Below are 13,942 nucleotides of genomic sequence, written 5' to 3'. Positions count from 1 at the left end.
CACCGTAGTCGCAGAGCATCGGTGAGCTCGGCGAGGTGCCGGCCGTCTGCGTGCTCGACGTTCCGTCAGCGCCTGTCGATGAGCTCGAGCAGGGCCGACGCGATCTGCTCCGGCGTCGCGGGGCAGCCCGGGATGCGCAGGTCGACGGGGAGCACCGACTCGACGGGCCCCACGATCTCGTCGTCGCAGCCGAGCACGCTCACGCCGAGGGCGCAGTCGCCGAGCGCCGCCACGCGCCGCGGCTCCGGCATCGCCGCGTAGGCGGTCAGCAGCGCCTCGCGCATGCGGGTCGTGACGGGGCCGGTGACGAGCAGGACGTCGGCGTGGCGCGGGGAGGCGACGATGCCGATGCCGAAGCGCGACAGGTCGACGGTGGGGCTCTGCAGCAGCGTCAGCTCGTGCTCGCAGCCGTTGCAGGAACCACAGTCGACGTGCCGGACGGCGAGCGAGCGGCCGCGGGCCGCGGCCGGGAGGCCGGTCGTGCGGCGGAGGCTGCGCAGATCTCTGAGCAGGGCCAGCATCAGCGGTCGGCGCAGGCGTAGCAGAGCTCGAAGCTCTTGTTGATGAGCGGGAAGTCGGGGAGCAGGTTGTGCGCCGCCGCGTGGGCGACCGCGGGCCAGTTCGCGTACGAGCCGGTGCGCAGCCGCAGACGTCCGATGCGGTCGCCGTCACGCTCGACGACGCACGAGGTCACCCCGCGCGCGCTCTCCACGCGGCCGACGCCGATCGCCGAGCCCGTGCCGCCGGGGCGGGCCGCGGCCGGCCGCACCGGCTCGGCAAGCAGGCGATCGAGGATGTCGAGACAGGGCAGCAGCTCGAGCGCGCGCTGCTCGAGGCGCGCCTGGACGTCGCCCGCCTGGCGCCGCAGTGCTGCGGGCGCGAAGCCGTCGTAGGCGAGACGCGGGCTCGTCGTGCGCGCATCCTCGGCGAGGCCGGCCGCGCGTGCCGCCGGGCCGACGACCCCGAGCGTGCGTGCGGCCTCCGCGTCGACGACGCCGATGTCGGGCATGCGGTCCATGAACGATCCGTTGAAGAGGAGCTCCCGCCACGCCCGTGACGACTCCGCGCGGATGCGGGCAAGCGTCTCCCGCGCGTCGGCGACCGCGTGCGCGTCGAGGTCGAGCGCGCTGCCGCCGACGGCGACGGAGCCGAACAGGAAGCGATGCCCGGTGAGCCGTGCGTTGAGCCTGCGGGCGTCGTCGACGAGCGCCGCGAAGCGGGTGTTGCCGGCAGCGAGCCCGACGCCCGCGCAGACGGCGCCGATGTCGTTGAGCGTGTTCCAGACGCGCTCGAGCTCGAGCAGGATCGTCCGCGCCCGCGCGAGCTCGGGCGTCGGCGTCAGTCCGAGCAGCTCCTCGCACGCGTGCGCGTAGGCGACGGCGTTCGTCACCCAGCAGGCGGCGCAGGCGCGCGACGCGACACGGAGCCCGTCGGCGAGCGGGAGCCCCTCCGCTGCGCGCTCGAGCCCGCGGTGCTTGTAGAACAGGCGCACGTCGACGTGCAGGATCCGATCGCCGACGACGTGGAAGCGGAAGTGGCCCGACTCGATCACGCCTGCGTGGATCGGTCCCACCGCGACCTGATAGGGATCTGGGCCGCGTACCGGCGTCGCAAAGCGCTCGAGCGGCACGTCGTGGTCGACGAGTGGGCGTAGCGGCTCGTGGCCGTCGAAGCCGACACCGTAGAGGTCGTGCGCCTCGCGCTCGTCCCATCCGGCGGCGGGAGCGAGGTCGACGATCGTCGGCACCGTTCCCTCGTGCGCGGCGACGCTCTCGATGCGGGTCTCGCCGGCGGGGCAGACGAGCAGCGCGTGCACCACCGGGCCGTCTGCGGCGGCCGTGGCGTGGAGGCCGGCGAAGCGCCAGCCGTCCGCGAGCGCCGCCGCGACCGCCTCGCGATAGGCCTTGCCGCCGAGAAGCGCCGTTGTCATGCGAGCCCCCGCAGGAGACCGTCGACGATAGCCGAGCCCGGCAGCCACACCGCGACGGCGGTGAGTGCGAGCAGCGCCGCCGCCGCGACGGCCGTGAGCGCGACGACCGGGGCGAGCCCGGGCGCGATGCGGCGGTCGCGCCGCCGCGCCTTGCCGATCACGGTCTCGACGAGGGCGTGGGCGAGGCCGAGGAAGCCGAGCGCGAGCAGGATGGCTGCCCCTCCCGCTGCCCACGGACGTCCCACCTGGAAGCCTCCCGCCACGATCAGCACCTCGCTGACGAAGAGCGGCGACGGCGGCAGCCCGGCGAGCGCGCCCAGCGAGATGCCGAGCGAGGCTCCGAGCGCCGGCTGCGTACGCCCGATCCCGCCCGCGGCGTGGCCGGCCGCGCGCGGCTCGTGCCCGAGCAGCGGCGTCGCGGCGTAGAAGCCGAGCGCCTTCGCGAGCGCGTGCCCGGCGATGTGGACAGCGACCCCTGCCAGCGCGAGCGGCCCGCCGAAGCCGATCCCGAGCGCGATCACACCCATGTGCTCGAGGCTCGAGTACGCGAGCAGACGCTTCCACGCCTGCGCCCGCCACAGGAACGGCACCGCGACGGCGAGCGAGAGCAGCCCGAACGCGACGAGCACGCCGCCGCCGGTGCCCGCGCCGATCGTCGGGGCGAGCGCCTGCTGCGAGCGCCATGCGACGAGCAGCACCGCCGGCAGGAGCGCCGCCGAGAGAAGCGCCGACACCGGGGCGGGCGCCTCCGAGTGCGCGTCCGGCAGCCAGTTGTGGACGGGCGCCCAGCCGATCTTCGCCGCGAGCCCCGCGAGCAGCAGCACGTAGGCGACGAGTGTGACATCCGGTTCGAGCGTCGCGTGCGGGAGCGAGCGCCAGGTGAGCGTCTCCAGCCCGCCGCCGCCGGCGGCCGCCCCGAGCACGACGATGCCGAGCAGGGCCACGCCGAGGCCGAGCGAGGTCAGGATGAGGTACTTCCATCCGGCCTCGAGGGCGCGGGGACGGCCGCTGAAGCCGACGAGGAGCGCCGACGCCGCGGTCGTCGCCTCGATCGCGAGCCAGGCGGCGCCGAGGTTGCCCGCGAGCGGGACGGCGAGCAGGACGGCCCAGAACGCGAACAGCGTCGCCCAGTAGACGCGCTCGGCCCGGTCTGCACGGAAGAGCGATCCCCGCCGGCCGGCGAGGAACGGAGGAGAGACGAGCGCGCTCGCGAGCCCGACGACGCCGATCACGCCGACGAGCAGCCCGCCCGCCGCGTCGACGACGAGCCACCGTCCCAGCACCCGCTGCCCGGGAGTCGCGAGCGCGACGGCGGAGAGCGCCGCCGCGGCCGCGGCGGTGACGATCGCGGCCGCGACGCAGGTGCGTGCGAGCAGGCGGCGCGGCGCCGCCGCGACCGCGGCGATCCCGAGAAGCGGCGCGGCGAGCACCGCGGCAGCGAGCCACTCGCGGCTAGTCACGCAGGCTCCTCAGCACCGCGGAGTCGCCGGCGCCGAACTCGGCGAAGATGCGGTCGTGGAACACGCCCGCGACGAGGGCGACGAGCAGCAGGTCGACCGCGACGCCTATCTCGATCGCGAGAGACGACGTGCCCGGCAGCGAGAGCGCCGCGAGCGCGAGCCCGTTCTCGACGAGGACGATGCCCAGCACCTGGAAGAGCGTCGCCCGGCGCGTCGCCGCGGTCACGAGCCCGATCGCCACGAGGGCGAGCGTGGCCCGCTCCGCCTGCTGCGAGTCGAGCCCGATCGTCGGGACGAGCCAGATCAGCGCCAGCACGAGCACGACCGCCGCCGCGGCGCGGGCGAGCGGCGCGACACCGGCTCGCACCGGCCGCGTCTCCCGCGTGCGGCGGACGAGGAACAGGAACAGCCCGGCGAGCAGGAGGCCGCGCAGTGCCAGCGCCCCGGCGGCCGGCGCCGCCTCGCCCGAGACGCCGTCGCGCAGGGCCGAGGCACCGAGCAGGAGCGCCTGCGCGGTGACGAGCCCGACCGCGACCGACCGCCTGCGGACGACGACGACGCCGATGCCGAGCGCGACGAGGGCCCATGCGAGACCTCCGCTCACGTGCCCTCCACGAGCCGGGTGACGATGCCGAGCAGCGCCATGGCCGCGCCGACGCCGATGAGGCGCGGCACGAGCAGGATGCGCATCTTGGCGAGCAGCGTCTCCGTGACGGAGAGCACGCCGCAGAGGAGCGCGAGCGAGAGCGGCAGCAGCACGAGCTGCCACCACGTGCCCCGCGGATGGGGCAGGAACACCTCCGCGGCGAGCACGAGCACGATCCAGTGCCGGGCGGCCACGGCCCACTGCAAGAGCGCCTGGTCGCGCCCGCCGAACTCGAGCACGGGCCCCTCGTGGATCATCGTCAGCTCGAGGTGGGTGTCCGGGTTGTCGACCGGCTGCCGTCCCGTCTCGGCGATCACGACGAGCAGGAACGCAGCGGCGCCGAGCGCGAGAGCAGGCGTCGACCACGGCTCGAAGCCGGCGTTGCCCGCGACGACGCCGCGCAGGTCGGTCGTGCCGGCGACGAGCGCCGCGACGGCGAGCGAGAGCACGAGCGCCGCCTCCACGAACACCGACAGCGTCAGGTCACGGCTCGCGCCCTGGAGCGCGAACCCGTTGGAGACGTCCCAGGCGGCCGCGCAGACGGCGAGCCGCGCGAGCGCGAGCAGGCCCGCGAGCGCGAGCGCGTCGTGGCCGACGCCGAAGCCGGGCGCGCGGTCGGCGGCGGGGACGAGCAGGATCGCCGCCCCCGTCGCCGCCGCGACGAGCACGGGGGCGAGGCGATACACGATCGTCGACCCGTCGACGTCGACGGCGCTCTTGCCCCACAGGCGCCGCAGCTCGCGGTACGGCTGCAGCGGCCCGGGTCCGCGGCGCCCCTGCAGCAGGGCCTTCCCCTGCTGCGTCAACCCGACGAGCAGCGGTGCCGCGGCGACGCCGCCGACGACCTGCTCCATCCCCGCCACGACCGTCTGCGCGGTCATCCGATCACCCCGATGCGCACGGCGATCAGCAGTGCGACGACGAGGGCGACGAGGTAGGTGACGTAGGTGCCGAGCCGGCCGCTCTGCAGGCGGCGTGCAAATGCCGCGGCGACGAGGGCGCCGTCCGTGACCGGCCGGTAGAGGTGGATGTCGATCAGGTGGGGAACGCGGCCGCTGTAGGACACCTCCTGGACGACGCCTCGGCGCTGCGTCACCTCGATCTCGCGCTCGGGCCGCAGCACCGCCTCGAGGACGAGCCGCAGCGGCTTCGTGAAGCCGGCGCTCGTCCACAGAAGCTGTGGCTCGACGGCCTGGCCGCTCGCCCACGTCGGGCTCGGGGCGGCGCGCCGCTCTCCGCGCAGACGCCACAGCAGGCCGCCGAGGCCGGCGACGACGACGAGCAGGCCGAGCGTGGGAAGCCCGCCCGTCCCCGGCAGCGACAGTCCTGCGCGGGCCGGCAGGTCGCCGCCCCACGGCGCGAGGCCCGTGAGACGGGAGAAGAGCAGACCGGGCACGGCGCCGAGGACGACCGTGACCGCGGCGAGCGCGACGAGCGGCAGCCGCATCGCCACCGGGGGCTCCACCGCCTCCGCGCACGCCGACCGGCGTGGCGGCCCGAGCAGCACGAGCCCGATCACCTTCACGAAGCAGAGCAGCGCCAGCGCCATCGTCCCTGCGAGCGCGGCGAGCGCCGCGGCTGCGAGCGCGCCGTCCCAGGCGCCGGCGTCGCCGGGGACGTGCAGCAGCGACTGCAGCGTCAGCCATTCCGAGGCGAAGCCGTTCAGCAGCGGCATCCCGGCGATCGCCAGCGCCCCGACGAGGAACGCACCGCCGCTCCACGGCAGCCGGCGCAGCAGACCACCGAGCCGGTCGAGCTCGAGCGAGCCGGTGGCGCGCTCGAACGTGCCGGCGCCGAGGAAGAGCAGCGCCTTGAAGACGGCGTGGTTGACGGTGTGGAGCAGCGCCGCGGCGAGCGCGAACGCCGCCCATTCGTCGGCGCCGCGGGTGCGCAGCAGCAGGCTTGCGCCGAGGCCGAGGGCGACGATGCCGAGGTGCTCCACGGTCGAGTAGGCGAGCAGCCGCTTGAGGTCGCGCTGGAAGAGCGCGTAGGTGATCCCGCCGACGGCCGACAGGCCGCCGAGCACGAGCACCGTCGCGCCGACCCACGGCGGCGGGGTGCCGAGCCAGTCGACGAGCACGCGCACGAGCCCGTAGGCCGCGATGGCGACCATGATGCCGCTCATCAGCGCCGACACGTACGAGGGCGCGATCGGGTGGGCGCGGGGAAGCCAGGCGTGCATCGGCATCAACCCAGCCTTGGTGCCGAAGCCGACGATCGCCGTGAGCGCGATCAGCGTCTGGGCGCCGGAGCCTTGGGCGAGCGCGGCAGGGTTGCCGATCGCGCCCTCGCGCGCGAGCAGCAGGAGGGAGATCCAGGTGCCTGCCCCTCCGAGGTGGGTGATCGCGACGTACGTGAAGACGGTGTGCCGCGCCGAGCGGCTGCTGCGGCCGACGAGGATGATCGCCGCCGGCACGAGCGTCATGAGCTCCCAGAAGAGCAGGAACGAGATCGCGTCGCGGGCGCAGAGCACGCCGACGAGCGCGAGGATGAACGCGCTCGTGAGGACGCCCGTGGCGCGCCCCGGGCCCGCCTGCTGCAGGTAGGCCGAGGCGAACACGAGCGCCGGAGACGCGATCAGCCCGAGCGTGCCGAGGAAGAGCCCGCTGAGTCCGTCGACGCCGAAGTGGGGCGTCAACGTGCTCGTGAAGGAGGCGCCCCAGCTGCCGCCGTCGGCGAGCGCCCAGAATCCCGCGACGCCGATCGCGAGCGCACCGGCCGCCTGCAGCAGCAGCGCGGCGGCGAGCCGCTTCGGAGCGGCGCCGAGCATGCCGCCGAGGGCGACCGCGGCGACGCCGGCGAGGAAGATCGCGATCATTCCGCCGAGAGCTCCTCGAGCAGCGCCTGCTGCTCGGCGAGGGCGCGGGCGATGAGAGCGCGTCCGACCTCGAGGAGCGCGAACACCTGCGGGTCGGCGGCGCGGTAGTAGACGCTCGTGCCTTCCCGTCGCGAGTCGACGAGCCCGATGCGCCGCAGGGCCGCGAGGTGCTGCGACGTGCCGCCCGAGTCGATCCCGAGCTCCTCCTGCAGCGTGCCGACGGAGAGCTCGCCGTCGCGCAGCAGCTCGAGGATGCGGACCCGCGCCGGGTGCCCGAGCGTGCGGAAGAGCGCAGCCTTGGTGACGTACACCGGGGTGGCTTTGAACGGCATGCCGATAATCTTAGAAGATTTGAAGAAATAGAGAGCGATCGAACCGCACGCGCCGCGTCAGCCATCGGGCGTGGCGTCGGGCAGAGCCCGCTCGACGGCGCGCAGCCAGTCGGCGTACTCGGCCTCGCGGCGGTCGTCGTTCCACCGGGGCTCGATCAGCTCGGTCTCGCCGACGAGGGGCGCGAGCGCGGCGACGTCGGGCCACAGACCCGCCGCGAGCCCGGCTGCGAAGGCGGCGCCGCGCACCGTCGCCTCCGCGTCCGTCGCGCGCACCACCGGCCGGCCGAGGACGTCGGCCAGCGTCTGCGCGAAGAACGGGTTGCCGCTGACGCCGCCGTCGATACGCAGCTCGCCGACGCGCATGCCGCCCTCGCGCTCCGCCGCCTCGACGACCGCCCGCGTCTGGAAGGCGAGCGCCTCGAGCGTCGCGCGCACGACGTGCGCCCTCGTCGAGTGCAGCGTCAGCCCGATGACGGCGCCGCGGGCGTCGGCCTCCCACCACGGCGCGTAGAGGCCCTGGAAGGCGGGCACGACACGGACGCCTCCGCTCGACTCGACGCTCGCGGCGAGCGCCGCCGTCTCGGCTGCGCCGGCGATCAACCCGAGCTCGTCGCGCAGCCACTGGATGGCGCGGCCGGCGACGGCCATCGCGCCCTCGAGGCAGTAGCGGGCGGCCTCGCCGCCCTCCTGGTAGGCGGGCGAGGTGAGCAGGCCGCGCACGCCGGCGGGCCGGTTCGCGCCTGCGTTGACGAGCAGGAAGGCGCCGGTGCCGTAGGTGCACTTCGCGTCGCCCTCGTCCGTGCAGGCCTGCCCGAGGAGGGCGGCCTGCTGGTCGCCGAGCAGTGCGAGCAGCGCGAGCTCGCGCCCGGCGGGGCCGGCGGCCGTCGTGAGCGCGAGACCGCCCGGGCGCCACGACGGCACGACGTCGGGCAGCACGGCGCGGGGCACGTGGAAGAGCGCCAGCAGCTCGTCGTCCCAGTCGAGCCGGTCGATGTCGAACAGCAGCGTGCGCGAGGCGTTCGTGACGTCGCTGACGTGCGCCCCCGTCAGTTGCCACGCGAGCCAGGAGTCGATCGTGCCCGCCGCGAGCTCGCCGCGCTCCGCGCGCCCGCGTGCGCCGGGCACGTTGTCGAGCAGCCAGGCGAGCTTCGTCGCGGAGAAGTAGGGCTGCAGCGGCAGGCCGGTGCGCACGCGCACGAGCTCTCCGGCGCCGCTCGCGACGAGTTCCGCGCAGCGCTCGGCGGTGCGGCCGTCCTGCCAGACGACGGCGCGGGCGAGCGGCCGCCCGCCGTCGCGCTCCCAGAGCACGATCGTCTCGCGCTGGTTCGTGATGCCGAGACCGGAGACGCGCTCCGGGTCGACGGTGCCGAGCACCTCGGCGAGCACCGCACGGACGGATGCGAGGATCTCGTCCGGGTCGTGCTCGACGAGGGCGGGGGAGGGATGGTGCTGCTCGTGCGCGCGATAGGCCTCGGCGACCCGTGCGCCCGATGCGTCGACGAGCGCGGCCCGCGTGCCGGTCGTGCCCTGGTCGAGCGCGAGAACGAGGTCGTGGCGGCTCACGCGCGCGGGCGCTCGACCGCCTCCCGCAGCGCCCGTGCCGCTTCCTCCGGCGCGACGGGGTTGAAGAACACGCCCGAGCCGAGCTCGCCCACGTTGACTGACCGCCTCCCCTTCCTCGACATCGCCGCACACGTGCCGGTATCCGTACATTTCACGCAATCGGCCGCACCGCCCCGACAGGCGCGCCGCGATTGTGCCAGTGTGGAGCGTCCGTTCGTGGGGAGCGTGTTCTGCCGTGTCGGAATTGTCGAGAGTCGCGTATGTCAACGAGTCCGTCCCTGACCCGGCCGTCGTGCGCCCCCTGGCGAGGCGGGCCGATGACCGCTGACGTCGCTCCGCAGCGCGAGCGCCCGGCGCGGCGCCGCATGGCGCGGCTATCGGTCCGCGACAGGATCGTGGTCCCGCTCATGATCGGGATCCCGCTTCCGGCCGTGGTGGCGATCCCGACCATCTTCGTGTTCGGCGTCCTGCGGCAGTGCATCGGCGGGCTCACGCTCGGGGCGCACAGGGGATGAGACCGCCGGCGTCCGTGGCCGTCGGCCGTGGCTCCCGTGCCGATCGTCTCGAGCGGCTGCGAAGCACGGTGTTCGACGTGCTCGTGATCGGTGGCGGCGCCACCGGCGCCGCCACCGCCTGGGCGGCGGCGCGCACCGGTGCGCGCGTCGCGCTCGTCGACCGGAGGGACGCGGCCGGGGCCACGTCGAGCGCCTCGTCGAAGCTCGTGCACGGCGGGCTGCGCTACCTCCGGCTCGGAGACGTGCGGCTCGTACGCGAGGCGCATCGCGAGCGGCGCTGGAACGCGAGCGTCGTCGCGCCGCACCTCGTACGGCCGCTCTCGTTCGTGCTGCCCGTGCGGCCCGACTCGCCGTACCGCGAGAGCGAGCTCCGTCTCGGCGTGTTCCTCTACGGGGCGCTGTCGGGATTCCGCGACGGCCGCTCCGGGAAGATGGCGCCGGCCGAGGCAGCCCGCCTCGCGCCCGGGCTTCGCCTCGACCCGGGCACCTCGTTCGTCTCCTACCACGATCACCAGACCGACGATGCGCGGCTCGTGCTCGCGGCGCTGCGCACGGCCGAGGACCTCGGCACGACATGGCTCAACTACGCGGAGGTGCTGTCGCTGCGGACGGAGTCCGGTCGCGTGGCCGGCGCCGAGGTGCGCGACGCGATCGACGGGGAAGCGGTCTCCGTGCGGGCGCGGGTCGTCGTCAACGCGACGGGGCCGTGGCTCGACACGATCCGGGCGCTCGAGCACCCCGGTGCCGGCACGAGCGTGCGGCTGTCGAAGGGCGCTCACCTCGTGCTCGAGCCGGAGCAGCCGTGGAGTGCGGCGGTGACGTCGCCGCTGCCGGGCGGGCGGGTGTCGTTCGCGATCCCGTGGCACGGGATGCTCCTGCTCGGCACGACGGACGAGGCGTTCGAGGGCGACCCCGCGACGGTCGCGGCGACGCCCGCCGACGAGGCGCAGATCCTCGCGGAGGCGGCGACGACCCTCGACGCCCGGGCGATCCGCTCCGACCGGGTGCGCGCGTCGTTCGCCGGCCTGCGCGTGCTCCCGCTCTCCGGGGCGGGCACGGCCGCGACGAAGCGCGAGACGGTGGTGACCGTCGGCCCCCATGGGATGGTGAGCGTCGCCGGCGGCAAGCTCACGACGTGGCGCCGTATCGGCGTGGACGTGGCGACCCGGGCGCTGGAGACGGTCGGGCTCCCCGTCCCCGACGGCCGTCCGGCTCCGGTCGCCGGCGCCGCCGACCCGGCGCGGGTCGCCGACGACCTCGCCCGCTCTCACCCCGGCCTGCCCGCGGACGTCCGCGCGCACCTCGCCGGTCTGTACGGCTCGCTCGCGCACGAGGTGCTCGAGCCGGCCGCCGCCGACCACTCGCTGTACGAGCCGATCGTCGAGGGCGCGCCGGACATTCGTGCGCAGGCGCTGTACGCGGTCGAGCGCGAGCTCGCGCTCACCCCCGACGACATCCTGCGGCGGCGGACGACGGTCGCGCTGCGCGGCCTCGAGGCGGCCGCGCGCCCCGCCGTGCAGGCGTTCCTCGACGGCGCCGGCGGCGATCTGCGCCCGGAGGCCGCGGGAGGGAGCCGCTGATCGCCCGCATCGCCTCCGGCAGCTCCACCGTCGTCGTCCGCTGTGGGACGCCGCGGCCGCTTCGCGGATCACGCCCGCCGCGTGGCCGTCGACGAGCGTCGGGTGGTCGGGCTCGTGCGACGGGCCGCCCCTTCCGGCGTGGAGGCGACGACGCCGGCCCGCGACGCGCGGATGCCCTTCACCGCAGCAGCCTCGCTTCGATCGTGAGCCAGGATTCCCGGACCTCGCCGGGATCGAGGAACGGCATGCGCCCGGCGGCGATGTCGACCGCCCGTCCGAGCACCGAGCAGTTCGCCGGCTCGATCGCGAGGGCGTACGTGCCGCTCGCGGGATGCACCCACTGCCACATGCGCGGCATCGACGAGCGCACCGTCAGCTCGATGCCGAGCTTCGCGTTCGTGAGGCGCGCCCAGCCGGCGCCGACGTGCTCGAACACGCGCTCGGGTGCGCCGTCGACGGGCTCGGGCGGCTCGTCCCAGCTGTCGAGGCCCGCGGCCGCGTCGCCGTCTCGCGGCACGACCTCGTCGGCGTCGGTCTCGAGCCACGCTCCGTCGTCCCACAGTGGCGCGCCGACGTTGACGTGGTAGAGCATCGGCGCGGCGGCGGTGTACGCGCTCGTGTTCGTGACACGGTCGTCGATCCGCAGCAGCCCCTGTCCGACCGCGGTCGCAAGACGGCGCTCGAGCCGGAACGGCGGGTCGACGACGGTGCCCGTGACGACGACGCCCCCGGCCGTGCGCTGCGCCGCGACGTCGGTCGCCGCGCGCGTCGTGTACGTCCCGTGCAGGCCGAAGCCCTCCGACGCGGCGCCGACGTTCGAGAGGCCGCACGTCGTCATCAGTCCGCCCTGCCAGGCGTCGGCCCAGCGGCGCCCGCTGAGCTCCTCGGGCGGCAGCGACGGCCCCTCGCCGACCTGCGAGATCCAGGCGAGCGGGGTGCCGTGGAACCATGCCGCGCCGACGTCGAGGCCGCGGTCGGGGAGCAGGCGCACGTCGATCCCGCCCCATACGCGCGCGTCGACCGCGCGCAGGCCGGCCGCGGGGCCGTCGCTCACCACGGACTGCACCGCGCTCGCGATCTGGTCGAGATGGGGGAGCTTCGCGGACGGGATCATGTGCGGGCGTGGCCGACGGAGCCGTTGATGGTGAGCCCGCCGTCGACGAGGAGCTCGTGGCCGGTGACGTAGCGGGAGGCGTCGGAGGCGAGGAAGACGGCGGCGTCGGCGACCTCCTCGGGCGTCCCGATGCGGCCGAGCGAGATGCGGCGCTCGTAGGTCGCGCGCACCTCCGGCGTGTACGCCCTCTTGTTCAGCGGCGTGTCGGTGGCGCCCGGCGCGAGCGCGTTGACCGTGATGCCGTACGGCGCGAGCTCCACCGCGAGCGCCTTGGTGAGCCCGACGATGCCCCCCTTCGCCGTGATGTAGGCGGACAGGTCGGCGAGCGGCTGCACGTCGGCGGCAGAGCTGACGTTGACGATGCGTCCGCCGCCCGCGGCGACCATGCGGCGCGCGGCGGCCCGGCAGCCCCACACGTATCCGAGCAGGTTGGGAGCGAGCAGGTCGCGCCAGTCGTCCTCGCTCGTCTCGAGGAACGGCTTGACGAGCAACCGCGCCGCGTTGTTGACCCAGATGTCGAGCCGTCCGAGCTCGGCGACCGCGACGTCGGCGAGCCGCTCGGCGGCAGCGGGGTCGCCGGTGTCGCCGCTGAGCTGCACGGAGCGCCTGCCGAGCGCCACGACCATCTCGTGCGTCTCGCCGCCGTCGTCGAGGGAGAGCCCCGCGACGTCGGCTCCGGCCCGTGCGAGCGCGGCGGCGATCGCCTGCCCGATCCCGCTCGAAGCGCCGGTGACGGCCGCGACGCGACCGCGCAGGTCGTAGGGTGACGTTGGGGACACGGTCACGGGTACTCGGCGCTCTCGAGCGTCTCGATCGACTGGGGACGACGCTACCGGCGGTCGAGCCACGATTCAACCGCCCGGCGGGTGCGTAGTGTAGGAGCCCGTGAGGCTCGGTGTCGCAGCTGCGGTGGTCGAAGGGACGCTCGTGCGCGGCGACGTCGAGATCGACGGCGATCTCGTCGGCGCCGTCGGGCTCGGCGGCGGTGGGAGCGGGATCGCGATCCCCGGCCTGGTCGACCTGCAGGTGAACGGATTCGCCGGCGTCGATCTCCTGCACGCGACCGCCGGCGACGTCCACGCCGTCGGCGTCGCGCTGGCGCGCACGGGCGTGCTCTGGTACCAGCCGACGCTGATCACGGCGCCGCCGCGGCTGACGCGGCTCGCGCTCGCAACGCTGGGTGAGGCGATCGGCGGGCCGGGCGCGCGGATCGTGGGCGCGCACCTGGAGGGGCCGTTCCTGTCGCCGCGGCGCGCGGGCGCTCATCCGCGCGAGCATCTGCGCGCGCCCGACCTCGACCTGCTCGCGTCGTTCCTGCTCAGCGGCTGTCCCGTGACGACCGTGACGCTGGCGCCGGAGCTGGAGCGGGCGGGGGAGATGATCGACGCGCTCGTCGCGCGGGGCGTCGTCGTCTCGCTCGGCCACACCGATGCGAGCGCGGCCGCGGCGCAGGCGGCCTTCGGCCGCGGCGCACGGACAGTCACCCATCTCTTCGACGCGATGCGCCCGTTCGCGCACCGCGACCCCGGCGTCGCCGGCGCTGCGCTCGCGCGCGACGACATCGTCGTGCAGCTCATCGCCGACGGCGTCCATCTCGCGCCGGAGGCGATCCTGACCGCATGGCGGGCATCCCGCGGGCGCATCGTGCTCGTCTCCGACACGATCGCGGCGGCCGGGCTGGGCGACGGGAGCTTCCGCCTCGGCGCCGTCGAGGTGACGGTGGCCGGCGGTGTCCCGCGGAGCGAAGACGGCACGCTCGCCGGCGCCGTGCGGCCCCTCGCATGGGGGCTGCTGGCGCTCGTCGAGCTCGGCGTGCCGGTCGTCGAGGCGGTGGACGCGGTCACGCGCACACCCGCGCGCGTGCTCGGTCGCGCGGGCGAGATCGCGGTGCTGCGCCCCGGCGCGCAGGCGGACGTCGTCGTGCTCGACGACGCCTTTGCCGTGGAGCGCGTGCTGCTCGGCGGCGTGCCCGTCGACTGATCGA

13 protein-coding genes are annotated in these 13,942 nt (G+C 75.0%); 3 read left to right on the top strand and 10 right to left on the bottom strand.

Features of this window, described 5'->3' with window-relative positions:
- Positions 1-65: 65 nt before the first annotated feature.
- The 8 genes from Gocc_RS05645 to Gocc_RS05610 are packed head-to-tail and all read right to left on the bottom strand — an operon-like array spanning position 66 to position 8,749.
- Positions 66-521, bottom strand: coding sequence for an NADH-quinone oxidoreductase subunit B family protein (locus Gocc_RS05645; protein WP_114795544.1), 456 nt, complete (start codon positions 519-521; stop codon positions 66-68).
- Positions 521-1,930 (bottom strand): hydrogenase large subunit, encoded by a 1,410-nt coding sequence (locus Gocc_RS05640; protein WP_114795543.1) that lies wholly within the window; start codon positions 1,928-1,930, stop codon positions 521-523. The genes Gocc_RS05645 and Gocc_RS05640 overlap by 1 nt, the downstream gene beginning before the upstream one ends.
- Complete coding sequence (locus Gocc_RS05635; protein WP_147281193.1) at positions 1,927-3,390, bottom strand: proton-conducting transporter transmembrane domain-containing protein; 1,464 nt, start codon at positions 3,388-3,390, stop codon at positions 1,927-1,929. Before Gocc_RS05635 ends, Gocc_RS05640 begins: the two co-directional genes overlap by 4 nt.
- The gene (locus Gocc_RS05630; RefSeq protein WP_114795541.1) at positions 3,383-3,994 is read right to left on the bottom strand and encodes a hypothetical protein; all 612 of its coding nucleotides are present in this window, start codon (positions 3,992-3,994) and stop codon (positions 3,383-3,385) included. Before Gocc_RS05630 ends, Gocc_RS05635 begins: the two co-directional genes overlap by 8 nt.
- Positions 3,991-4,917 (bottom strand): respiratory chain complex I subunit 1 family protein, encoded by a 927-nt coding sequence (locus tag Gocc_RS05625; protein ID WP_114795540.1) that lies wholly within the window; start codon positions 4,915-4,917, stop codon positions 3,991-3,993. The genes Gocc_RS05630 and Gocc_RS05625 overlap by 4 nt, the downstream gene beginning before the upstream one ends.
- Complete coding sequence (locus Gocc_RS05620) at positions 4,914-6,854, bottom strand: proton-conducting transporter transmembrane domain-containing protein (RefSeq protein WP_114795539.1); 1,941 nt, start codon at positions 6,852-6,854, stop codon at positions 4,914-4,916. The genes Gocc_RS05625 and Gocc_RS05620 overlap by 4 nt, the downstream gene beginning before the upstream one ends.
- A complete protein-coding gene (locus tag Gocc_RS05615; RefSeq protein ID WP_114795538.1) occupies positions 6,851-7,186 on the bottom strand; it encodes an ArsR/SmtB family transcription factor in 336 nt (111 codons plus the stop codon). The genes Gocc_RS05620 and Gocc_RS05615 overlap by 4 nt, the downstream gene beginning before the upstream one ends.
- A 57-nt stretch (positions 7,187-7,243) precedes the next feature.
- Positions 7,244-8,749, bottom strand: coding sequence for an FGGY family carbohydrate kinase (locus Gocc_RS05610; RefSeq protein ID WP_220150465.1), 1,506 nt, complete (start codon positions 8,747-8,749; stop codon positions 7,244-7,246).
- A gap of 317 nt (positions 8,750-9,066) precedes the next feature.
- Here Gocc_RS05610 and Gocc_RS05605 point away from each other — a divergent pair, with 317 nt between their 5' ends.
- Together Gocc_RS05605 and Gocc_RS05600 are read left to right on the top strand one after the other, a co-directional pair.
- Positions 9,067-9,264 (top strand): hypothetical protein, encoded by a 198-nt coding sequence (locus Gocc_RS05605; RefSeq protein ID WP_114795536.1) that lies wholly within the window; start codon positions 9,067-9,069, stop codon positions 9,262-9,264.
- 14 nt (positions 9,265-9,278) lie between these two features.
- The gene (locus Gocc_RS05600; protein ID WP_181813404.1) at positions 9,279-10,844 is read left to right on the top strand and encodes a glycerol-3-phosphate dehydrogenase/oxidase; all 1,566 of its coding nucleotides are present in this window, start codon (positions 9,279-9,281) and stop codon (positions 10,842-10,844) included.
- Between the two features lie 178 nt (positions 10,845-11,022).
- Here Gocc_RS05600 and Gocc_RS05595 read toward each other — a convergent pair whose 3' ends face one another.
- Positions 11,023-11,958: an aldose 1-epimerase family protein gene (locus tag Gocc_RS05595; protein ID WP_114795534.1), complete on the bottom strand. Its 936-nt coding sequence runs from the start codon at positions 11,956-11,958 to the stop codon at positions 11,023-11,025.
- The gene (locus Gocc_RS05590; RefSeq protein ID WP_220150464.1) at positions 11,955-12,743 is read right to left on the bottom strand and encodes an SDR family NAD(P)-dependent oxidoreductase; all 789 of its coding nucleotides are present in this window, start codon (positions 12,741-12,743) and stop codon (positions 11,955-11,957) included. The genes Gocc_RS05595 and Gocc_RS05590 overlap by 4 nt, the downstream gene beginning before the upstream one ends.
- Positions 12,744-12,843: 100 nt before the next feature.
- Between Gocc_RS05590 and nagA the strand changes: the two genes are divergently transcribed.
- Positions 12,844-13,938, top strand: coding sequence for an N-acetylglucosamine-6-phosphate deacetylase (nagA, locus tag Gocc_RS05585; protein ID WP_114795533.1), 1,095 nt, complete (start codon positions 12,844-12,846; stop codon positions 13,936-13,938).
- Positions 13,939-13,942: the final 4 nt, after the last annotated feature.

It is taken from the genome of Gaiella occulta, from assembly GCF_003351045.1.
Classification (GTDB): Bacteria; Actinomycetota; Thermoleophilia; order Gaiellales; family Gaiellaceae; genus Gaiella; species Gaiella occulta.
This window is presented reverse-complemented; position numbering and strand designations above follow the sequence as displayed.